The 20411-nt window shown below is 67.3% G+C and carries 22 protein-coding genes; 20 read left to right on the top strand and 2 right to left on the bottom strand.

Annotated features, from left to right (window positions below; translation table 11 throughout):
• Positions 1 to 221 precede the first annotated feature (221 nt).
• From A5747_RS00930 to A5747_RS00940, 3 genes are read left to right on the top strand one after another with little or no spacing between them, the layout of a single operon-like run.
• On the top strand, positions 222 to 1133 hold the full coding sequence (locus tag A5747_RS00930) for an acyl-CoA thioesterase II (protein ID WP_076121532.1): 912 nt from the start codon (positions 222 to 224) through the stop codon (positions 1131 to 1133).
• A gap of 5 nt (positions 1134 to 1138) precedes the next feature.
• Positions 1139 to 2059 carry an LLM class F420-dependent oxidoreductase gene (locus A5747_RS00935; RefSeq protein WP_076121534.1) on the top strand — a complete coding sequence of 307 codons (921 nt, stop codon included), beginning with the start codon at positions 1139 to 1141 and terminating at the stop codon, positions 2057 to 2059.
• Positions 2060 to 3211 carry an acyl-CoA dehydrogenase family protein gene (locus tag A5747_RS00940; protein WP_076121537.1) on the top strand — a complete coding sequence of 384 codons (1152 nt, stop codon included), beginning with the start codon at positions 2060 to 2062 and terminating at the stop codon, positions 3209 to 3211.
• Here the strand turns inward: A5747_RS00940 and A5747_RS00945 are convergent.
• The gene (locus tag A5747_RS00945; RefSeq protein ID WP_076121539.1) at positions 3180 to 3881 is read right to left on the bottom strand and encodes a DUF427 domain-containing protein; all 702 of its coding nucleotides are present in this window, start codon (positions 3879 to 3881) and stop codon (positions 3180 to 3182) included. The genes A5747_RS00940 and A5747_RS00945 overlap by 32 nt on opposite strands.
• 92 nt (positions 3882 to 3973) lie before the next feature.
• On the opposite strand from A5747_RS00945, the gene A5747_RS00950 reads away from it, so the two are divergent.
• From A5747_RS00950 to A5747_RS01015, 14 genes are all read left to right on the top strand, one after another.
• Positions 3974 to 4375 (top strand): hypothetical protein, encoded by a 402-nt coding sequence (locus A5747_RS00950; RefSeq protein ID WP_076121541.1) that lies wholly within the window; start codon positions 3974 to 3976, stop codon positions 4373 to 4375.
• Positions 4376 to 4435: 60 nt separating this feature from the next.
• Positions 4436 to 5605 carry a CaiB/BaiF CoA-transferase family protein gene (locus tag A5747_RS00955; protein ID WP_076121543.1) on the top strand — a complete coding sequence of 390 codons (1170 nt, stop codon included), beginning with the start codon at positions 4436 to 4438 and terminating at the stop codon, positions 5603 to 5605.
• A 134-nt stretch (positions 5606 to 5739) separates the two neighbouring features.
• Positions 5740 to 6303, top strand: coding sequence for a hypothetical protein (locus tag A5747_RS00960; protein ID WP_076121645.1), 564 nt, complete (start codon positions 5740 to 5742; stop codon positions 6301 to 6303).
• Positions 6304 to 6329: 26 nt separating this feature from the next.
• Positions 6330 to 7034 (top strand): NIPSNAP family protein, encoded by a 705-nt coding sequence (locus A5747_RS00965; RefSeq protein ID WP_076121545.1) that lies wholly within the window; start codon positions 6330 to 6332, stop codon positions 7032 to 7034.
• An 11-nt stretch (positions 7035 to 7045) separates the two neighbouring features.
• On the top strand, positions 7046 to 8257 hold the full coding sequence (locus tag A5747_RS00970) for a cytochrome P450 (protein ID WP_076121647.1): 1212 nt from the start codon (positions 7046 to 7048) through the stop codon (positions 8255 to 8257).
• 1 nt (position 8258) lies between these two features.
• Positions 8259 to 9236 (top strand): zinc-binding dehydrogenase, encoded by a 978-nt coding sequence (locus A5747_RS00975; protein ID WP_076121547.1) that lies wholly within the window; start codon positions 8259 to 8261, stop codon positions 9234 to 9236.
• On the top strand, positions 9233 to 9973 hold the full coding sequence (locus A5747_RS00980) for an HpcH/HpaI aldolase/citrate lyase family protein (RefSeq protein WP_076121549.1): 741 nt from the start codon (positions 9233 to 9235) through the stop codon (positions 9971 to 9973). Before A5747_RS00975 ends, A5747_RS00980 begins: the two co-directional genes overlap by 4 nt.
• Complete coding sequence (locus tag A5747_RS00985; RefSeq protein ID WP_076121551.1) at positions 9970 to 10371, top strand: nuclear transport factor 2 family protein; 402 nt, start codon at positions 9970 to 9972, stop codon at positions 10369 to 10371. The genes A5747_RS00980 and A5747_RS00985 overlap by 4 nt, the downstream gene beginning before the upstream one ends.
• Positions 10372 to 10373: 2 nt before the next feature.
• Entirely contained in the window at positions 10374 to 11102 is a 729-nt protein-coding gene (locus A5747_RS00990; RefSeq protein ID WP_076121553.1) for an SDR family NAD(P)-dependent oxidoreductase, read from the top strand.
• Positions 11084 to 12595: an NAD(P)/FAD-dependent oxidoreductase gene (locus tag A5747_RS00995; protein WP_076121556.1), complete on the top strand. Its 1512-nt coding sequence runs from the start codon at positions 11084 to 11086 to the stop codon at positions 12593 to 12595. The genes A5747_RS00990 and A5747_RS00995 overlap by 19 nt, the downstream gene beginning before the upstream one ends.
• On the top strand, positions 12592 to 13518 hold the full coding sequence (locus A5747_RS01000) for an alpha/beta hydrolase (protein WP_076121558.1): 927 nt from the start codon (positions 12592 to 12594) through the stop codon (positions 13516 to 13518). The genes A5747_RS00995 and A5747_RS01000 overlap by 4 nt, the downstream gene beginning before the upstream one ends.
• A gap of 20 nt (positions 13519 to 13538) precedes the next feature.
• Positions 13539 to 14846, top strand: a complete 1308-nt coding sequence (locus A5747_RS01005; RefSeq protein WP_076121561.1) for a hydroxyacid-oxoacid transhydrogenase — start codon at positions 13539 to 13541, stop codon at positions 14844 to 14846.
• Between the two features lie 9 nt (positions 14847 to 14855).
• Positions 14856 to 15350, top strand: a complete 495-nt coding sequence (locus A5747_RS01010) for a thioesterase family protein (RefSeq protein WP_076121563.1) — start codon at positions 14856 to 14858, stop codon at positions 15348 to 15350.
• A gap of 74 nt (positions 15351 to 15424) precedes the next feature.
• The gene (locus A5747_RS01015; protein WP_076121566.1) at positions 15425 to 15865 is read left to right on the top strand and encodes an SRPBCC family protein; all 441 of its coding nucleotides are present in this window, start codon (positions 15425 to 15427) and stop codon (positions 15863 to 15865) included.
• Positions 15866 to 15878: 13 nt separating this feature from the next.
• On the opposite strand, the gene A5747_RS01020 is transcribed toward A5747_RS01015, so the two are convergent.
• The gene (locus tag A5747_RS01020; RefSeq protein WP_076121582.1) at positions 15879 to 16571 is read right to left on the bottom strand and encodes a GntR family transcriptional regulator; all 693 of its coding nucleotides are present in this window, start codon (positions 16569 to 16571) and stop codon (positions 15879 to 15881) included.
• Positions 16572 to 16709: 138 nt separating this feature from the next.
• Here A5747_RS01020 and fadD5 point away from each other — a divergent pair, with 138 nt between their 5' ends.
• From fadD5 to A5747_RS01035, 3 genes are all read left to right on the top strand, one after another.
• Positions 16710 to 18353, top strand: coding sequence for a fatty-acid--CoA ligase FadD5 (gene fadD5 / locus A5747_RS01025; protein WP_076121584.1), 1644 nt, complete (start codon positions 16710 to 16712; stop codon positions 18351 to 18353).
• Positions 18354 to 18659: 306 nt separating this feature from the next.
• Positions 18660 to 19382 (top strand): MlaE family ABC transporter permease, encoded by a 723-nt coding sequence (locus tag A5747_RS01030; RefSeq protein WP_369804962.1) that lies wholly within the window; start codon positions 18660 to 18662, stop codon positions 19380 to 19382.
• The gene (locus tag A5747_RS01035) at positions 19379 to 20248 is read left to right on the top strand and encodes an ABC transporter permease (protein ID WP_076121586.1); all 870 of its coding nucleotides are present in this window, start codon (positions 19379 to 19381) and stop codon (positions 20246 to 20248) included. Before A5747_RS01030 ends, A5747_RS01035 begins: the two co-directional genes overlap by 4 nt.
• Positions 20249 to 20411: the final 163 nt, after the last annotated feature.

Consider the following 20411-nt stretch of genomic DNA (forward strand, 5'->3'; position numbering starts at 1 on the left):
CAATTGCGTTGCCCCCCTGCGCTTTCCGTTAGCGGGTCGAGTGGCCGTGCCGCGTCGCCGGTAGCCGAGTGCCCGGCTGGCCGGGCGTCGGACGCGCAGCACCCGGCCCGCCGGGCACTCGCGGCAGAAAGCCGCGCGCGGTCTTGTTAGCCAAGCTTTACAAATCCTACTCAAAGTGTCACGCTGAGCCGTGAGCTGCTAGCGCGAGAGGTGGAGCGGATTTGACGAAGGCTTCCGAGGAATCCGAGCAGACCGAGTGGACCGTGCAGGTCCTGCTGGATCTGTTCGACGTGCGGGCCGACGGGCAGGACCGGTTCACCGGCGACACCACCGGCGACACCACCGGCGACATCGGGGCCGGCGGCGACGAACGGCAGGTGGTGGAGGGCACCCAGGTGCTCGCGCAGGCCATCGTCGCGGTGGCCAAACGATTCCCGGACAAGTCGGTGCGCTCGGCGCATGCGGTGTTCTCCCGCGCGATCGCCGTCGGCCCGCCGGTCGAATTCGTCCTCGACGTCGTCGCCGAGGGCCGGTCCACGGCTACCGCGGTTGTCGCCGTGCACCAGAACGGGCGACGCTGCCTGAGCATCACGGTGTTGGCCGACGTCCCCACCGCCGACGTCATCCGCCACCACCTGCCGCGGCCCGACGTGGCCGCGCCGGCCGACGCCAACCATGCCGAGATGCCGATGATCGGGCGCGAACTGCGCCTCGTCGACGTCGTCGACGTCAACAGCCCAGACGAGGTCGGGCCGCCCGAGCTGTATGCGTGGCTGCACTACGACCCGATCCCGGACCGCGACGACCTGGCCAAGGCCCTCGTCGCGTACTTCACCGGACACCTGGGCATCTCCACCACCATGCGCGCGCACCCGGGCATCGGTACCAGCCAGGCGCACCTGACGGTGTCCACCGCACCGATGAGCATCTCCGTGGCGTTCCACGAGCCGGTGCGCTGGGACGGGTGGCTGCTCTACACGCACGAGAGCACCCAGGTGGGCGCGGGCATGTCGTACGTGCGCGGCACCGTGCACGCCGAGGCCGGAGAGCTGTTGTGCTCCTTCGCTCAGGAGGCGCTGATCCGGCCGCTGCGCACCAGCGACACGGCCATCGACTCTCGCGCGCGATTCTGACTGCCATGCGCTTCACCATCACCCACCCGATGCACAGCCATCCGTACAACCCGGAGTTCTTGAGCGGCGAGGGAATCGGGAAGGTGGCGGCGGCCACCGAGGCGGCGGGCATTCACGGGTTTGGGTTCACCGACCATCCGGCGCCGTCGCAGCGGTGGCTGGAAGCAGGCGGCCACGACGCCCTGGATCCCTTTGTCGCACTGGGTTTCGCGGCGGCGACGACGACCACGCTGCGGCTGATCCCCAACATCGTGGTGCTGCCGTATCGAAACCCCTTCGTGGTGGCCAAGTCCGGCGCCACGCTGGATTTGCTCTCCGGCGGCCGGTTCACGCTCGCGGTCGGCGTCGGCTATCTCAAACGGGAGTTCGCCGCATTGGGTGTGAGCTACGACGAGCGCGCGGAGCTGTTCGAGGAAGCGCTGCAGGTGATCCGGACGATCTGGACCAGCGACGACATGTCCTTTGAGGGAAAGCATTTCAGCGCGCGCGGCATCACCGCGCACCCCAGGCCGATCACCAGCCCGCACCCGCCGATCTGGATCGGCGGGAACACGGCGGCATCGCGCCAGCGCGTGGCGCGCTACGGCGACGGGTGGTGTCCGTTCCCGGCCCCGCCGCAGTTGGCGCAGACCGCCGGCACCGCCGTCATCGATTCGGTGCAGCGCCTCAGCGCCGGGATCGAGGATCTGCGCCGCCGCTGCGATGAGGCGGGCAGGGATTGGTCGACGATCGACGTTACGTTCAGCAACTTCGAGGGCGGCAGCCCCGCCGACGACGAATTCAACGCCGACGCTTACCTCGACGGTCTGGAAAAGCTTGCCGCCCTGGGAGTGACGTGGGTGAGCGTCGGGTTGCCCGGCGACAGCATGGCGCACGCCCTGGAAACCCTCGAGCGGTTCCGCACTCGGGTGATCGACGCGATGTAAATGGACTTCTCACACGTCGAACTCAGCGCCGAGGACCAGGCCTTCCTCGAGGAGACCCGGGCGTTCATCACCAAGCACGTCACCGACGAGGTGCTTCGCCGCCAGCGGGAGTTCGGCGAAAACTTCGACGAGCAAGTGCATTTGGCGCTGGGCGAGGCCGGCTATCTGGCGTCGGATTGGAAGCTCGAGTCCGAGGGCGGGTTCAGCGCGGTTCGCCGGCGCATCTTTCAACTGGAGATCGCCCGGGCGCATACGCCCTGGTATCACTGGGGCACCACGTCCGTCGTCGCGCGGCTCGTACAGCAATTCGGTGCGCCGGAGCTCGCCGCCAAAGTCGTGCCCGGTGTGCTGTCCGGTGAGATCGGGCTCTGCCTGGGCTACACCGAACCCGAGGGCGGCTCCGACGTCGCCACCTGCAAAACCCGCGCGGTGCGCGACGGTGATGCGTGGATTATCAACGGCTCCAAGATGTTTACGTCGAATGCGCAGAACGCCAAGTACGTCTTTCTGCTCACCAATACCGACCCGCAGGGGCCGAAACACAAGAACCTGACGATGTTTCTGGTGCCGCTCGATTCTCCGGGCATCGAGATTCAGGGCATCCGCACCCTGGACGGCGACCGCACCAACATCGTCTACTACAGCGACGTACGCGTCGACGATCTCTACCGGATCGGTGAGGTCAATGGCGGCTGGACGGTAATGCGCGCGGCGCTGGATTCCGAGCACGGCCTCGTCGATCGCGAAGACCATGGCCTGCAATACCTTGCGGCAATGGGAGCTCACGGCGACGTGATGGCCGAAGTGGTCGACACCGTCGCGGGCATCGTCGGGCCGGCGGCCGACGAATCGGTGCAGTACCGGCTGGGGCGCAGCGTCGCGCGGGTGGAGGCGGCGCTGTCCACGCCGGGCATGTTCGGGCGCGTCGCGGTCGCCCAGACGATGCGCGACATCTCCGGCGATCTGATGGACATCGCGGGGACGGCGTCGGCGCTGCCCGCCGATGCCCGCGGTTCCGTCGCCGAGGGCGCGGCCGAACACCTGTACCGGCTGGCGCTGCCGCTCGGGATCTACGGCGGCACCCTCGAGGTCTTCCGCAACATGATCGCCCAGCACGAGCTCAAACTGGGGCGGCCCAGCTACCCGGGGTGAGCGGCAGCTCGGCGACCACATCGGCGCGGGCGGCGTCGAAACTCAGGAACCCTTTGATGGGAAGGCTTTCCGGGGGCGGGTCCGCGTAACTCCAGGCGACGTCCTCGACGACCTGGTCCCCCGAGACGACGGACCAATACGTCGCGAATCCCTTGTAGTTGCAATAGCTCGACGTCTCCGAGCGCCGCAGCAGATCGGTGCGCACGTGCGAGGGATCGACGTAGAGGCGCGGTTCGAGCGCGGTCTCGAACAGGATCACCGTGTCCTCGGTGTCCACCAAAACGGCGTCGCCGACCGAGACACGAAGGCGGCGCCGCGTCGGGCGGCAGTCGACCCGATGGTAGGGATTCGGCGGATAGTGAACGAGCTCGCGGCCCTCTTCCAGCCAGGTGTCGACGGCGTCCCAGGGCACGTGGACGAAGCCCGGCGCCTCCGGCTCGGGTTCGGTGGGCAGGTCGCCGACCTCGTCGGCCGGAAACGCGTAGCTGAGCGCACGACCCCGGCGGTGCACCAGCAGCGCACGCTCGGTGTCGATCATCGCTCGCCCGTCCCGGAAGGCCTGGACGCGCCGCGGGTGCGGCTCGACGAAGACGACCTCCGACGGCAGCGCGGGCGAGAACCGCCCGGCCGGATCACCGCTTAACGGACCACGTCCGGCTACGAGAGTCATGGTTGCGATTGTCCCCCAAGGCGACTCAGCGGCTCAAGCACGCGCTACGCTGACGCCCAGACGAGACCCAAACCACGACGGAGTAGGACAAGATGGCAACTGCGCCGCCACAAACCAAGGCCTACCTGTTGAAGAACCGGGGCAATTCCTGGTGGGTCAACGTCGAGTTGCAGCTGACCGACACCAATCTGCGCTGTGTGGCCTCCGAGTACTCGAAATGGGTCGACGAGGAGCTGGGCCTCACCGACTACAAGGCGAAGCTCTCGTCGGGTGAGCCGGTGGTGGTCTTCGACTTTCGCCGAGACCAACTGACCATCAAATGGCTCCGTCAGTTCTACCGCGGCGGTTTCCGTGTGAGCCAAGGCGATTCGCGGGAATGGCTGGTGTCGCTTGTCTATCCGAGCGGATTCGGCAGCCTGCTCGACTTAATGACCGACCGGGCTATGTGGCGCCAGTGGCGTGCGGCGCTGCCCGACACGCCGGGACACGCCTGACCTATCCGTCAGTGACGGCGGGTTGGCCACCTTGCGGCAGCACGGAGTAGGAACGTAGCCATGACGGGACCGGTAGCGGGCATCAAAGTCGTCGAACTCGGGGTCTGGGTGGCCGGGCCGGCCGCCGGCGGCATCCTGGCCGACTGGGGCGCCGACGTGATCAAGATCGAGCCCCCGCGCGGGGACCCCGGGCGTCTGTTCGGCCGGATGCTGGGCTGCGACCTCGGGGTCAACCCGCCGTTCGAAATGGACAACCGCTCCAAGCGCAGCATCGTCCTGGACCTCACCACCGAAGAGGGCCACGACATCGCGTTCGAATTGCTCGCCGACGCAGACGTTTTCGTCACCAACGTGCGCCCGGGCGCGTTGCGAAAGCTGGGCCTCGACTTCGAGTCGGTGTCGGCGCGCCACCCCCGCCTGGTCTACGGCCTGATCACCGGGTACGGCGAAGACGGGCCCGACGCCGACCGCGCCGCCTACGACGTCGCGGCGTTTTGGTCGCGCGCCGGCGTGGCCCACCTGCTCACCCGGCCCGGTGACACCCCGCCGTTTCAGCGCGGCGGCATGGGTGACCATTCGGCCGGCATGACGCTCGCCGCGGCCATTTGCGCGGCGCTGCTCTCCCGCGAACGCACCGGAACCGGCCAGCTGGTGAGCACCTCGCTGTACCGCCAGGGCGCCTACACCGTCAGCTTCGACATCAACACCTATCTGCTGACCGGCCAGCCGATCGCCATCGGGCAGCGCGAAACCATGGGCAACCCGTGCATGAACAACTACACCGCCGGCGATGGCCGCCGGTTCTGGATCGTCGGCCTCGAGGGCGACCGGCACTGGCCGCCGCTGTGTCGTGCCGTCGGCCGCCCCGAGTGGCTCGACGATCCCCGATTCCGCGATGCCCGCGCCCGCGCCGTCAACGGAGCCGCGCTCATTGCCGAATTGGACGACATCTTCGCGACCAAACCGCTTGACGAATGGGCGGAGGTCTTCGCGGCAGAACCCGATTTCTTCTGGTCGCCGGTCAACAGCATCGAGGACGTCGTCGCCGACGAACAGTTCCACGCCGCCGGCGGCATCGTCGACGTGCCGGACAAAGAATCCAGCGTCCCGATGGTGGCGACGCCGGCTGATTTCCATGGCACGCCGTGGTCGCCGCGTTCTGCGGCACCGGAACTCGGCCAGCACACCGACGAAATTCTGGCCGAACTCAAGGCCCGACGCGGGGTGTGACCGTCGGTCGCACCTTTACAAAGTTGCGCCGAAGTGTCACGCTGTCCGGTGAGCCGCGTGGCGGCCAACAGCCCAGGACGAGCGTTGCGGTAACGCCGATGCACCGTTTCGGTGCGGCGGTGAGGAACGGATTGATGGTCACTCCCTATATCAGCGAGAGCAGCCGGCTCGGTGCCGGGCGGGCAACCCGGGCCGACGGTGAGTGCCTGCGATACCGGCTGGACGTCGTCGCGGCCTCCGCGGCCGACGTCGTGCAATCGGCCGGTGGTTGGCTCTACGACCGGGTGATGGCCGGATGGCAGGTGACCGTGCTGCTACCGAAGGGCCGCGACTCCCGGTCGCTTCGGATCCTCGGCGTGCGGACAGCGGAACTGGACGCGCAGCTCGCCTCGCCGGGCCACAGCCTGGCCGTCAGCGCCGAGGCATTCACCGCAGACGAGCGGGTACGCGACGCGGTGCTCAAGTCCCTGGACAACGGTTTGACCGAAGTCGCGTTGTGGGGCGATGGGTGGCCCCTAGGAGTGAATCGCGCGACGACGAGGGCGCAGCACGTACTGAGCGCCGCGGCGCGGACGTTCAAGGGCTACGCGCTTGCGGCCGCGGGGATTTCGTGTGAGTCGGTCGATGGCACCGAGCCGCTGCTGTGTGACAAGGCTACGTGTTCGCGGGCCGACTCAGAGTTGATCCGGATCGACTAGCGCGCCGACCAGCCCATGACTCGCCCATGAAGAAGTACTACGGCCACACCCTGCTCTATCTGCACGAGACGATCTCGCTCGGGTCCGGTCGCAGCGATCGCTTCACCGAAGTCTTCTCCGAGGTCTACCAGCCGATGATGGCCGAACTCGGTGCCCGGCTGTTCGCGATCTGGGAATCCACCCCCTACAACGGCCACTGGCCGCAAGTGACGGTCATCTGGGAGATCGACGCCTTCGCCGACTACGCCAGGATCGGAGCGGCGCAGGCACGCGGCGGCAGCCACGAGGCGGCGGCCGGAAAATGGTCGGCGTTTCTGTCCGACATCGGCGCCTCGGGGGAGGGGCGAATCATGTACCCCGGGCCGAGCAACAAAACGCTGGCGCAGCTGCGAGAGTCCAATTTCACTGCGCCGCTGGTGATTCAGGAGATCATGCAGACCAAGCCGGGGCGACAGGACGACTACATCCGCGAGCTGGAGCGGCTCTACGTGCCCTGGTCGGAGCGCACGGGCAAGCGTTGGCTGGGTTCGTTCACCACGACGTTCCGCTACAACGAGGTCATCCACTACTGGGCACTCGACGGTGGCTGGGAATGCTTCGCCAACCACTATCCGTCCTGGAAGGACAGCCCACCCGCCGAGATCGTCACCTGGATGAGCGTCGCGCCCGCGCTGCGCGACGGCTGGGAAGATTCGATTCTGCAGGCCCTACCGCCCTCGCCGCTGCAGTGACGGGCGCACTAGTGGACTTCACCTACGACCCATTCGACGCGCGGGTGATGGCAAACCCCTTGCCGTACTACCGAATCCTGCGCGAGCGCTACCCGGTGTACTACATGCCGCAGTGGGATACCTTCGCCCTGTCCCGCTTCGAGGACATCTGGCGGGTGCTCGAAGTCAACGACGGAACGTTCGTCGCGACGGAAGGCACATTGCCCCCGGCGTCGGTGCTGGCTCAGCACAACGATGGGCCCCTCGATGATCCGCCGCTGCATCCGTTACCGTTTCACGCCGTCTTCGACACCGATTTGTACGCCGAGATCCGGCGCGCGCACTCCCAGCCGTTGCGTCCGAGGTCGGTCGCCGGGCTGGAAGCCCGAATTCGCACGCTGGCCAACGAGCGCCTCGATGAGCTGCTGCCACGGGGTTGCTTCGACCTGACGCAAGAGTATGGCGGCATCGTCGCGGCGTCGATCGTGTGCGGATTGCTGGGCCTGCCAGACGATCTCGCACCAAAAGTGTTGGCAGCGGTCAATGTCGGCAGTTTGGCCGAGCCCGGCGAAGGCGTCGACACCGCACAAGCACGGCCCAACTACCTCGAGTACCTCACGCCTGTGGTGCAGCGGCGCCGGGCCGACCCTGCCGGGGCCGCGTTGCCCGTTGTCGACGGCCTGCTCGGCTACCGATTGCCCGACGGCAGCGCCCTGTCCGACGTGGAAGCCGCGACGCAAATGTTGTGCATCTTCATCGGCGGAACGGAAACCGTGCCGAAGATCGTCGCCCACGGGCTGTGGGAGCTGTCCCGGCGGCCCGACCAATTGGCCGCGGTGCGCGCCGACCCGAATGCCAACGTGCCGGTCGCCCGCGAGGAGATGATCCGGTTCTGCGCGCCGGCGCAGTGGTTCGCGCGAACCGCGCGGAAGCCCTTCAGCATTCATGGCGAGACGATCCGGCCCGGCCAGCGAGTCATCACCCTGCTGGCGTCGGCCAACCGCGACGAGCGGGAGTACGAAGACCCCGACGAGTTCGTCTGGAACCGACCCATCCGCCGGTCGCTGGCCTTCGGTCGCGGTCAGCACTTCTGCATCGGCTATCACCTGGCCCGGCTGGAAATCGACGTGCTGCTGACCGAATGGCTGCGGCGGGTGCCGGGCTACGCAATCCAGAGCGAGTCCGCGACGCGCCTGCCGTCCAGCTTCCAATGGGGATGGAACAAGATCCCCGTGGAGGTCTGACGTGTGGTCCTATAGGATCGTCGCGCCCTACGTGTTCGAGCGGACGTCGATCGCCGACAAGACACCCGAGCGCCTGGGCGATGGCCAGGTGCTGCTGCGGTTCCTGGCCGCGGGCGTGTGCGGTAGCGACCTGCCGGCGTTCCGCGGCGCCCAGGGCCGGCTTCCCGGAGACAACGGGCCCAGCGCGGCAGAGAAAGACGGATTCCCGATCCATGAGGTCGCCGGCGAGGTGATCGCCAGCCGGCATCCCGATCATCGCGCCGGCGATCTGGTGGTGGGCTGGGCATCGGGATTCGACGGGCTGATGGAACTCGTCGTCACCGACGGCAACGGGGTGGCCCCGTACGACCCGGCGCTGACCCCCGCCGAAGCTGTTGGCCTGCAACCACTGGCGTGTGTCCTCTACGCCTGCGAGCAACTACCCGACCTGGCCGGCCGTCACGTCGCGATCATCGGCCAGGGTTCGATCGGACTGCTGTTTTCCTACATCGCCAAGGCGGCCGGGGCCCGGCGCGTCACCGGGGTCGACCCCATCGACCGCGACAGCGTCGCAACGGCATTCGGCGTCGACGACCGGGTGCGCGCCACCAGCGACCGCTGGGTGAGCCAGCTGGCGCCCGCGGACCGGGCCGACGTCGTCATCGAGGCCGTCGGCCACCAGGTCTCGACGCTCGGGCACGCCATCCAGGCCGCCGCCCCCGGCGGCACCGTCTTCTACTTCGGCGTCGCCGACGACGAGGCCTACCCGATTAGCATGCGACTCATGCTGCGCAACAACCTGACGCTGAAATCCGGTGTGACGCTTGACCGGCGGCGAATGCTGGAGCTCGCCGGCAAGTTCGCCGCGGACCATCCCGGGCTGCTGGGTTCGTATCTCACCCACACCTTCGGCGTCCAAGATGTGCAAGACGTCCAGGCGGCGTTCGAGCTGGCCTGCCGGCCGGTGCCGGAGCGCATCAAGATCGCGATCGCGCAATGAGCATCTTCGGCGGCGACCACCCGGCCCCGCTGTGGGGTGGCTGGATCACCGGCCCGACGCTGATCGGGCCCGAGGAATTCGCCCGCGCCGGGTATGACTACCTGGGATTCGACGCCCAGCACGGCTACCTCGACGACGCCGACATCGCCGGCATACTGCGCCGCATCGAACACCTCCCCATCGCTACCGTGGTGCGCCTGCCCAACGCCGACGCCGCACCCATCGGGCGGGTGCTGGACGCCGGCGCCGACGCCGTCGTCATCGCGATGATCGAGTCGGCCTACGAGGCCGCCGCGGCGGTGGCCGCCTCCCGCTACCCGCCGGCGGGCGTGCGCAGTTTCGGCCCGCTGCGCGCCAGCCTCGGTCTCGACCCGGCCGAGCACGAATCCCGCGTGAGCGTGTTCGCGATGATCGAAACCGCCGGGGCGCTGTCGGTCCTGGATCAGATCTGTGCCGTCGACGGCCTGGCCGGAATCTATGTCGGGCCGGCCGATCTGGCCATCTCGATGGGTGTCGACGTCGTCGGGGCGACCGGCCATCCGAAGGTGCGGGACGCGATCGAGCGAATTCATCGCGTGGCGACCGACGCCGGGCTGCTCACCGGGATCCATGCCGGAGGGGGCAAGACCGGTCACGCCATGGCGCAGCTGGGATTTCGGATGATCACCCTGGCGGCCGAATCGCAGGCGCTGCGGCGCGGCGCCGCGGAGCATCTCCGTGAGGCGACCGGACAATGACCGACGACCAAGGCGCGATTCGCGAAGTGATTGCCGGCTACGCGCTGGCCCTCGACGCCGGCGACATCGAGGGCTGCCTACGGCTGTTCAGCGACGATGCCAAATTTGTCGTCTACGGGCGGTCTTTCGCCGGCCTCGACGAGATAGCGAAGATGTTCCGGGATGCGCCGCGCGGCCTGCATCTGACCGGGGCCTCGCGCATCGATGTCCGCGTCGACACCGCGACCGCCCGATCCCAGGTGCTGTTCGTCCGCGCCGGTGACCTGCACCTGCGGCCCGCGCTGTACGACGACGAACTGGCCCGTGACCCCACGAATAGCGGGCGGTGGTCTTTCCGGCGGCGGCGCTGCCAGTTCGTGACCAGCCACGGCCTCTCCGACAGCCCCGAGGTTCCGTGATCATGAATCAGCGTGTCGCGCTGGTGACCGGCGCCGCCGGCGGGCAGGGCTGGGCCATCGCTAAACGGCTACGCGCAGACGGATATTCGGTGGCGGCCTGCGATGTGCGGCCCGGTGAAATGGCCGCGGCGGTCGACGAGCTGGGCGACGACAAAATGATCGCGGTCCAGCTCGACGTGACGTCCCAGGAGCAGTGGAGCGAGGCCGTCGAGCGCGTCGTCGAGGCGTTCGGGTCGCTGAGCGCACTGGTCAACAACGCCGGAGTGCTGCACCGGGCAGCCTTGGCCGACGAGACGGCCGAGGATTTCGAAAAGGCTTGGCGGGTCAACTGTCTGGGCGCGTTCCTCGGCATGAGCGTCACCCTGGATCTGCTACTGGCGGCCGAACACGCGGCGATCGTCAACATCTGCAGCACCGGGGCGATGCGCCCGTTCCCGCACCACAGCGCGTACGGCGCGTCCAAGTGGGCATTGCGGGGGCTGACCCAGACCGCCGCCGCCGAACTCGCGCCGTCGGGCATTCGCGTCAACGCGGTGTTCCCGGGACCGGTCGCCACCGAAATGCTCGACGCGGACACACAGTCACGGCTGGCCGAGACGGCGATGTTCGGACGGCTCGGACAGCCCCGCGAGATCGCCGACGCCGTCGCGTTTCTGGTCTCCGAGGAGGCGTCGTTCATCACGGGTTCGGAGTTGGTCGTCGACGGTGGGCAATGCCTGCAGATCCGATGAAGATCGGCATCATCGGTGCAGGGCCGGGCGGCTTGGCGCTGGGAATCCTGCTGAAGCGGGCCGGTTTTCACGACTTCACCGTCTTCGACCGCGAAGACGACGTGGGCGGAACGTGGCGGATCAACACCTATCCGGGCCTGGCATGCGACGTCAAGTCGCACCTCTATTCCTACTCGTTCGACCTGAACCCGCACTGGTCGCGGCTGTGGTCACCGCAGCCGGAGATCCTGGCCTACTTCGAACGCTGCGCCGACGAATACGGTCTTCGCCCCCACCTGAAACTGCGCACCGAAATCCGTTCCGCCAGCTGGGATGACGACACGCAGCGCTGGTGCCTTACGGCCGCGGACGGGACGCGACATCATTTCAACGTCGTGGTTTCCGCGGTCGGATTGTTCACCCGGCCGCTGCTACCGGATCTCGTCGAGCAGGAGCCGTTCACCGGAACCGTAATGCACTCGTCGCGATGGGATCACGCGATCCCACTTGAAGGAAAGCGGGTGGCCGTCCTGGGAACGGGTTCGACGGCCTCGCAGCTGGTCCCGGAATTGGCCAAGGTCGCCGACCGCGTGTATTCGGTGCAACGATCGCCGACCTGGATATTGCCCAAGCCGGACCGGCACTACACGCGCCGGGAGCGCTGGATTCTCGCCCACGTGCCGTTCGCCAAGAAGCTGTACCGGACCCGGCTGTGGCTGCGCAGCGAATCCAACATCTCGGTGATCGAGCACGGCAGCGAAAAGACCCAGGAGTTCACCGCGCTAGCCCTGAGCATGCTCGAAAAGGCCGTCGCCGACGAGGAATTGCGCCGAAAGCTGACCCCTGATCACCCGATGGGCTGCAAGCGACTGGTGTTCTCGTCGGACTATCTGCCCGCATTGACGCTGCCCAACGTCGAGGTGGTGAATAGCCCGGCCCGCTACCTGCGGACGCGCTCGCTGGTCACCGAGGACGGCCGCGAACGCGACGTCGACGTCGTGGTGTGCGCCACCGGCTACGCGGCGGCCGACTATCTGGGGGAACTCGACGTATCCGGAGAACACGGAACGACACTGCGCGAGGCCTGGAGCGACGGCGCGCACGCGTACTTCGGCATGGCCGTGCCGGGGTTTCCCAACTTCTTCATGCTGTACGGGCCCAACACCAACGTCGGCTCCAATAGCGTCATCTTCATGCTCGAAGCCCAAGCGCGTTACATCGTGCGGGCGTTGAAATACCTGCGACGCAAACGCAAGACGTACATCGCGGTGCGGCCCGCGGCGCTGGCGGAGTTCGTCGCCAAGATCGATAGGTGGATGGTCGGCACCGTCTGGACCACCCGGTGCAGCAACTACTTCCGAGCCCCGAACGGCCGGGTGGTCACGCAGTGGCCGCGAAGCGCGCGTAGCTTCTGGGGAATGACGCGCCGGTTCCGGCCCGCCGACTTCAGCTTCCGGGCCGAGGCCCGCTCCGCCAGGGACGGGGACTCGGTGGGGGCGCTGGAAACAACATGACCGAACTGGACGGCTTCGATCGGCTCGATCCCGCGCTGCGCACCGTCGCCACCACGCGGACGGACTTCACGCCGGCCGCCATCGAACTCATGCGCGGACCGTTCAACGAGCGGCGCCGCATCGCGGCGGAATACGTTGCGGCGCAAGGTATCCAGATCATCGATCACACCGCGGCGACCAAAACCGGCGGCGTGCCGGTGCGGATCTATCGCGGCGCAAAGCCGCCGGCCCCGGCGGTGGTGTACTGCCACGCCGGGGGCTTCGCGCTGGGAAACCTGGACGCCGATCACCGCCAGTGCGTGGAGCTCGCGCGGCGCGGCCGGTGCACCGTGGTGTCGGTCGACTACCGGCTCGCCCCCGAGCATCCCTATCCGGCCGCCCTCGACGACGCGATCGCCGTGCTGCGCTGGGTGGCCGCCGGCGCCGCCGAACTCGGCATCGATGCGGCACGCCTGGCCGTCGCCGGCAGCAGCGCCGGTGCCGCCCTGGCCGCCTGCCTGGCGCACGGCGCCGTGGGCGAACCGCAGATCGTGTTCCAGTTGCTGCACCAGCCGGTGCTGGACGATCGGGCCACCGCGTCGAAGGCGCAGTTTCGCACCAGCCCGGCTTTCGACGGCGAGGCGGCGGAGCTGATGTGGCGCCACTACCTGGGCCCGGCAGCCGCCTCGGGGGATGCCGTGCCCGCGCGCCGAGACCGATTCGACGGCCTACCACCCACTTTGATCACGTGCGCGGAGATCGATCCCTTCCGCGACGAGGCGGTGGACTATGCGCTGCGACTGCTGCGCGCAGGCGTCTCCACCGAACTGCACGTGTTCGCTCGCACCTGCCACGGGTTCGATTCGCTGCTGCCCGACTGGTCCGTGTCCGAGCGGCTGTTCGCGTTGCAAGGCGAAGCGCTGCGGCGGGCCTGGGAGATCTGAACGCCCCTAGGATGGCACCGATGGCGTGCTGCGATTTCTCGATCGTCGCCGAGGGCTGCGACGCAGCCTTCACCGTCGACGCGTCGCGGGTGACTTTCGGGCGCGGTTGTCTGGCGGAATTGGGCGACAGGGCACGCGCTCTCGGGGTGCGGCGGGTGGCCCTGTTCTCCGACGCCGGCGTGGCCGAACTGCCCATCTTCGCGACGGCGCACGAGTCGCTCGTCGCGGCCGGACTGGACGTCGTCACCTACACCGACGCCCATGTCGAGCCCACCGACGCGTCTTTCCTCGACGCCGCGCGATTCGCCCGGGAGTCGAACCCTGACGGCTACGTGTCGCTGGGCGGCGGCTCCGTCATCGACACGTGCAAGGCCGCCAACCTGTACGCCACCCATCCCGCCGACTTCCTGACCTATGTCAACAAGCCGATCGGCGAGGGCAAACCGGTGCCCGGCCCGCTCAAGCCGCATATCGCGTGCCCCACGACCGCCGGCACCGGCAGCGAGGTAACCGGCATCACGATCTTCGATCTCCTGTCGCTGAAGGCGAAGACGGGCATCGCCTCGCACGCTCTGCGTCCCACGGAGGCGCTCGTCGACCCCGACTGCACCGCGAGCCTGCCGCCCGAAGTGGTCGCCTCGGCCGGGCTCGATGTGCTCTCGCACGCGCTGGAGTCCTTCACGGCGCGGCCCTACGTCCAGCGGCACGCACCCGAACGGCCCAGCCTGCGGCCCATGAGCCAGGGCGCCAACCCGTGGAGCGACCTCGGCTGTCGTGAGGCGCTGCGCCTGTTGGGGCAGTTTCTGGAGCGCTCCGTGAGCGACGCGTCCGACGGCGAGGCCCGCGAGCAGATGATGTGGGCCGCAACGCTTGCGGGCATCGCCTTCGGCAACGCGGGCGTTCACGCGCCGCACGGCATGGCCTACGCCGTCGCAGGGCTGGTGCGTGACTTCCGGCCCTCGGGCTATCCGGCCGACGAGCCGCTCGTGCCGCACGGCATGGCCGTCATCTTGAACGCACCGTCGTCGTTCCGCTTCACCGCGGAGGTCAGCCCGGCGCGCCACCTGGAGGGCGCGCGGCTGCTCGGCGCCGACACGCGCGGTGCCGGCGCGCCAGACGCGGGCGAGGTGCTGGCCAACGAACTCATCCGCATCATGCGAGCGGTGGGCATGCCCAACGGGCTCGGCGGGGTGGGCTACACCGACGACGACGTGGCGGTACTCACCGAAGGCGCCCACCCCCAGCAGCGCCTCCTGCAGAATGCTCCACGCGAGATGAGCAAGCCCGTTCTGGCGGACTTGTTTCGGCAAGCCATGCGCTACTGGTAGTCAAGACGCATGACTTCGGCTCCAGCGATTCCGCCCGCACCGGACGGGTTGACCAGCCGCGACTTCCCCGTCCTGTGGCCGGTGGGAACCCGGTGGGCCGACAACGACATGTTCGGCCACCTGAACAACGCGGTCTACTACCAGCTGTTCGACACCGCGATCAACGCCTGGATCAACACCAGCGCCGGGCTCGACCCGACCACCATGCCCGAGCTGGGCATCGTCGCCGAGTCGGGTTGCCGCTACTTCTCCGAGCTGCATTTCCCGCAAAACCTGGTGGTCGGCCTCGCCGTGACCCGGCTGGGTCGCAGCAGCGTCACCTACCGGCTCGGGCTGTTCGGGTCCGAAGGGGGGCTAGACGACGCCCGGGCCCAACCGATCACCGCGCTGGGGCACTGGGTGCACGTCTACGTCGACCGGACGAGCCGCAAGCCGGTCCCGATTCCGGACACCATCCGCGCACTGCTGTCGACGGCCTGCGTGGCACCGGCGGAGCCGCAATAAATAGAAGCAATAAATTGAAGCCGCCGAGATGGCGCCCAGCACTGGGCTTTTCGCGGCTTGGCTATGCTTCGCCAATGCCAGTCCTGAGCAAGACCGTCGAGGTCGGTGCCGACGCCGCCTCGATCATGGGCATCGTTGCGGATTTCGAGGCGTACCCGCAGTGGAACGACGAGATCAAGGGCCTGTGGGTGCTCGCCCGCTACGACGACGGGCGGCCCAGCCAGCTGCGGCTCGACACCGAGGTCCAAGGCGTTGCGGGTACCTATATCCAGGCCGTGTACTACCCCGGCGAGAACCAGATTCAGACCGTCATGCAGCAGGGCGACCTGTTCGCCAAGCAGGAACAACTGTTCAGCGTGGTCGAGATCGGTGCATCGAGCCTGTTGACGGTCGACATCGATGTCGAACCCTCGATGCCCGTGCCCGCGCCGATGGTGAAGTCCATGCTCAACACCGTGCTAGACCACCTCGCCGACAACCTCAAGCAGCGCGCCGAGCAGCTGTCCGCGACCTAATAAATCCCGGGGCTCAGTCGAAGATCCCCGATCGCTTCAGCATCTCGGTCAGCCGCTGCGCCCCGTCGGTGAATTGCCAGACGGTGTGCTCGATGACGGCGGCAGCGTCGCGCTTGCGCAGCGCGGCGATCAACTTCCGGTGGTTGTCGACCGCGGCCACAGCCCATTCCGGGTCGCCGGCGTACACCAGCACCGGCATGTAACGCGCGGCGTTCAGCAGGAACCAGGCCAATTTGATCCGCCCGCTGGCCTGGTTGAAGACGCGGTGAAACGCGAACTCAATGCCCGCGATGGCCTCGGCGTCGCCGGAGCCGACGGCCGCCTCCAGCGCTTTGTTGATGCGGTCGAGCTCCTCGATCTCGCCGTCGGTGATGTGGTCGGTGGCCGCGGCGGCCAGCTCCCGGGCGATCGTCGCCTGCAACCAGAAGATGTCCTGAATGTCCTGGCGGGTCAGCGGCAACACGAAGTGACCGCGATGCGGTTCCAGTTGCACCATGCCCTCGCCGCGCAGTTTCAGCAGCGCCTCGCGCACCGGGGTGATGCTGACCCCGAGTTCGGCCGCGGTCTCGTCCAGGCGTATGAAAGTCCCCGGACGCAATGTCCCGGACATGATCGCCGCGCGCAGGCGACCCGCGACTTCGTCGGACAACTGCGCCCTGCGCAGTGGCCGCCGGCTCCGCGGCTTCGTGGAAATCGGTGCGTTCACGGGGACTGCCAGGGCTTTCAGGGGCTCGGCGGGGGTTGTCTTTGGGGCACTAAAGCCATAGTGTGACCCACACAACACCATGTTTTATCAAATATCAACCTGGCGCAAGCGGTGCGCGAGTGTAAGGGGAGGTAGTAGTTGACCGCACAGTTGGCCAGCCACACGACGTCCGCACTCACCGAGCAGCCTTACCGCGCCCGGCGGCAGAACTGGGTGAACCAGCTCGAGCGGCACGCGATGATGCAGCCGAACGCGACGGCGCTGCGCTTCCTCGGCAACACCGTGACGTGGGGTGAACTACAGGACCGGGTGTCGGCACTGGCCGACGGATTGAGCCGGCGGGGAGTCGGCTTCGGCGACCGGGTCATGATCCTGATGCTCAATCGCACCGAATTCATCGAGTCGGTGCTGGCCGCCAACATGCTCGGGGCCATCGCAGTCCCGCTGAACTTCCGGCTTACCCCGGCCGAAATCGCCTTCCTCGTCGAGGACTGCGAAGCCCGCGTCATGATCACCGAACCCGTGCTCGCCCCGGTGGCCACCGGGGTCCGCGACATCCAGCCGGTGCTGAGCACGATCATCGTCGCGGCCGCTTCCACCGACGACGGGGTTTTCGGCTACGAGGACCTCATCAACGAGACCGGTGATCCGCACGAACCCGTCGACATCCCGAACGACTCGCCCGCCCTGATCATGTACACCTCGGGCACCACCGGCCGCCCCAAGGGCGCCGTGCTGACCCACACCAACCTGACCGGCCAGACGATGACCGGCCTGTACACCAACGGCGCCGACATCAACAACGACGTCGGCTTCGTCGGTGTCCCGTTCTTCCACATCGCCGGGATCGGCAACATGCTGACGTCGCTGTTGCTCGGCATCCCCACCGTGATCTACCCGCTCGGTGCGTTCGACCCGGGCCAGCTGCTCGACGTGCTGGCGGCGGAGAAGGTCACCGGTATCTTTCTGGTGCCCGCACAATGGCAGGCGGTATGCAACGAACAGCAGGCGCGACCGCGTGATCTGCGGCTGCGGGTGATGTCGTGGGGAGCCGCTCCGGCCCCCGACGCCCTGCTGCGCGAGATGTCGGCGACGTTCCCCGGCACCCAGATATTGGCCGCATTCGGTCAGACCGAGATGTCACCGGTCACCTGCATGCTGCTGGGCGACGACGCGATCCGTAAGCGTGGATCGGTCGGAAAGGTGATCCCCACCGTCGCCGCCCGCGTCGTCGACGAGAACATGAATGACGTGCCCGTCGGCGAAGTCGGCGAAATCGTCTACCGCGCACCAACATTGATGAGCGGCTACTGGAACAACCCGGCGGCCACCGAGGAGGCGTTCGCGGGCGGCTGGTTCCACTCGGGGGACCTCGTGCGGATGGACGACGAGGGTTACGTCTGGGTGGTGGATCGCAAAAAGGACATGATCATCTCCGGCGGCGAGAACATCTACTGCGCGGAGGTGGAAAACGTCCTCGCCGGCCATCCCGACATCGTCGAGGTTGCCGTCATCGGGCGCGCTCACGAGAAGTGGGGCGAGGTGCCCATAGCGGTCGCGGCCGTCAGCGGCGACCAGCTTCGGCTCGATGACCTGGACGGCTTCCTGACCGAGCGGCTCGCCCGCTACAAGCACCCCAAGGCGCTCGAGATCGTCGATGCGCTGCCCCGCAACCCCGCCGGGAAGGTGCTCAAGACTGAGCTGCGTCTGCGCTACGGCGGCGCGGACGCGTCTGAAAGCCGTTCTGCGTCAAGTGGTTCAACGGCCGGAGAGGAGGGCTGACGAAAACCGAAACGTTTGCCCGTTATTGACGAAGGGTTAATTGTGCAGATGTCGGTTCACACGTGCTCGGCCATCGGGTACATTCCTGTGGTCTCCGTTACTACTTGCGAGTAGGGAGCCGATGGTCACATACGAAGGGTCCGGGCAAGGACAGGGCGTGCGACACGATTCGCCGCGGCGCTGGCAAGCGCGCGGTGCCTGCGGGAGGGGACAGCGGTGACGACGACGGCCACAGGGCCACGGCTGACCGACTATGCCCGCGACCGCGTGGCCCCCTTCCTCACGCTCGTCGGCGGTTTTTTCCGGATGTGTGTGCTGACCGGCAGGGCAACATTCCGGTGGCCGTTCCAGTGGCGCGAGTTCGTCTTGCAGTGCTGGTTCATCATGCGCGTCGCGCTGCTGCCGACCATGGCGGTCTCGGTGCCGGTGACGGTGCTCTTCATCTTTACGTTCAACATCCTGCTGCTCCAGGTCGGCGCCGCCGATATCTCTGGGGCGGGCGCGGGCGTCGCTGTGGTCACCCAGATCGGCCCGATCGTGACCGTGCTGGTGGTCGCCGGCGCGGCGGCCACGGCCATCTGCGCCGACCTCGGTGCTCGCACCATCCGCGAAGAAATCGATGCGATGGAGGTGCTCGGCATCGACCCGATCCACCGATTGGTGGTGCCCCGGGTTCTGGCTTGTGCGACCGTCGCGATGTTGCTCAACGGCCTCGTGAGCATGGTCGGACTGGTCGGAGGCTTCCTCTTCGGCGTCTACCTCCAGAATGTGTCCGGCGGTGCCTACCTCGCCACGCTGACCCTGATCACCGGGCTGCCCGAAGTGATCATCTCAACGGTCAAAGCGGCGACCTTCGGCATGATCGCGGGCCTGATCGGCTGCTACCGCGGCCTGACCGTCCGCGGCGGCGCAAAGGGCTTGGGGACCGCCGTCAACGAGACCGTCGTGATGGCCGTGGTCGCGCTGTACGCAGTGAACGTGGTGCTGACCACCATCGGTGTCAAATTCGGAACGAGCGCAGTGAAATGACGACGAGCGGAGTAGTTCGCGCCCGCTTCCCGCGGTTGGCCGCCAACCTTAGTCGCGTCGGTGGCTTCACCACCGGGTCACTTGACGAAGCCGGAAAGCTGGGCTGGTTCGCGGTAATCGGCGGTCGCGGCATGGGCTGGGCGCTGACCCGTTACCGCAAGGAAATCTTGCGGCTGATCGCCCAGGTCGGCATGGGCACCGGCGCCATGGCCGTCGTCGGCGGCACCGCGGTGATCATCTCCTTCGTGACGCTATCCGCCGGCTCGCTGGTCGCCCTTCAGGGTTTCGCGTCGCTGAGCCAAATCGGTATCCAGGCCCTCCTCGGATTCGTCGCCGCGCTCATCAACGTGCGTCTTGTGGCCCCCGTCGTCTCCGGCGTTGTGCTGGCGGCCACGGTCGGTGCCGGCGCCACCGCGGAACTGGGCGCCATGCGGATCAGCGAGGAGATCGACGCGCTGGAGGTCATGGGGATCGATTCGGTGGCATACCTGGTCTCCACCCGGGCGCTGGCCGGGCTGGTGGTCATCATCCCGCTGTACTCGTTGGGGCTGATCATGTCCTTCCTGTCTCCGGCCGTCGTCACCACGGTGCTGTACGGACAGGCCACCGGAACTTATGAGCACTACTTCCGGACGTTCTTGCGTCCCAATGACGTGTTCTGGTCGTTCGGCGAGGTCATCATCATGGCGGGGGTTGTGATGCTCACCCATTGCTACTACGGGTACAACGCCAGCGGCGGACCGGTCGGGGTCGGCGAGGCCGTCGGGCGGTCCATGCGCTTCTCGCTCGTCTCGGTGAATGTCATCGTCCTGTTGGCCGAAATGGCGCTCTACGGCGTCAACCCGAACTTCGCTTTCACGGTGTAGCTGCCATGACAACTCCGCGATTGAAGGTCAACAAGCCGCCGACGCGCCCTTACAAGTTGGTCGGTGTGGCGGTCTTGTTGATTGCGGCGTTGGTGTTGTGGTTGGTGTATCTGCAGTTTCGGGGGGATTTCACGGAGAAGACGCCGGTGACGATGTTGTCGTC

It is taken from the genome of Mycobacterium sp. IS-836, from assembly GCF_001954275.1.
Lineage (GTDB): Bacteria > Actinomycetota > Actinomycetes > Mycobacteriales > Mycobacteriaceae > Mycobacterium.

What these genes read in the sequence shown, in the direction of transcription:
- A5747_RS00935 (WP_076121534.1), top strand. Translation starts at nt 1,139, where the DNA reads ATGCGCTTCACCATCACCCACCCGATGCACAGCCATCCGTACAACCCG.
- A5747_RS00940 (WP_076121537.1), top strand. Translation starts at nt 2,060, where the DNA reads ATGGACTTCTCACACGTCGAACTCAGCGCCGAGGACCAGGCCTTCCTC.
- A5747_RS00945 (WP_076121539.1), bottom strand. Translation starts at nt 3,881, where the DNA reads ATGACTCTCGTAGCCGGACGTGGTCCGTTAAGCGGTGATCCGGCCGGG.
- A5747_RS00950 (WP_076121541.1), top strand. Translation starts at nt 3,974, where the DNA reads ATGGCAACTGCGCCGCCACAAACCAAGGCCTACCTGTTGAAGAACCGG.
- A5747_RS00955 (WP_076121543.1), top strand. Translation starts at nt 4,436, where the DNA reads ATGACGGGACCGGTAGCGGGCATCAAAGTCGTCGAACTCGGGGTCTGG.
- A5747_RS00960 (WP_076121645.1), top strand. Translation starts at nt 5,740, where the DNA reads ATGGTCACTCCCTATATCAGCGAGAGCAGCCGGCTCGGTGCCGGGCGG.
- A5747_RS00965 (WP_076121545.1), top strand. Translation starts at nt 6,330, where the DNA reads ATGAAGAAGTACTACGGCCACACCCTGCTCTATCTGCACGAGACGATC.
- A5747_RS00980 (WP_076121549.1), top strand. Translation starts at nt 9,233, where the DNA reads ATGAGCATCTTCGGCGGCGACCACCCGGCCCCGCTGTGGGGTGGCTGG.
- A5747_RS00985 (WP_076121551.1), top strand. Translation starts at nt 9,970, where the DNA reads ATGACCGACGACCAAGGCGCGATTCGCGAAGTGATTGCCGGCTACGCG.
- A5747_RS00990 (WP_076121553.1), top strand. Translation starts at nt 10,374, where the DNA reads ATGAATCAGCGTGTCGCGCTGGTGACCGGCGCCGCCGGCGGGCAGGGC.
- A5747_RS00995 (WP_076121556.1), top strand. Translation starts at nt 11,084, where the DNA reads ATGCCTGCAGATCCGATGAAGATCGGCATCATCGGTGCAGGGCCGGGC.
- A5747_RS01000 (WP_076121558.1), top strand. Translation starts at nt 12,592, where the DNA reads ATGACCGAACTGGACGGCTTCGATCGGCTCGATCCCGCGCTGCGCACC.
- A5747_RS01005 (WP_076121561.1), top strand. Translation starts at nt 13,539, where the DNA reads ATGGCGTGCTGCGATTTCTCGATCGTCGCCGAGGGCTGCGACGCAGCC.
- A5747_RS01010 (WP_076121563.1), top strand. Translation starts at nt 14,856, where the DNA reads ATGACTTCGGCTCCAGCGATTCCGCCCGCACCGGACGGGTTGACCAGC.
- A5747_RS01015 (WP_076121566.1), top strand. Translation starts at nt 15,425, where the DNA reads ATGCCAGTCCTGAGCAAGACCGTCGAGGTCGGTGCCGACGCCGCCTCG.
- A5747_RS01030 (WP_369804962.1), top strand. Translation starts at nt 18,660, where the DNA reads ATGTGTGTGCTGACCGGCAGGGCAACATTCCGGTGGCCGTTCCAGTGG.
- A5747_RS01035 (WP_076121586.1), top strand. Translation starts at nt 19,379, where the DNA reads ATGACGACGAGCGGAGTAGTTCGCGCCCGCTTCCCGCGGTTGGCCGCC.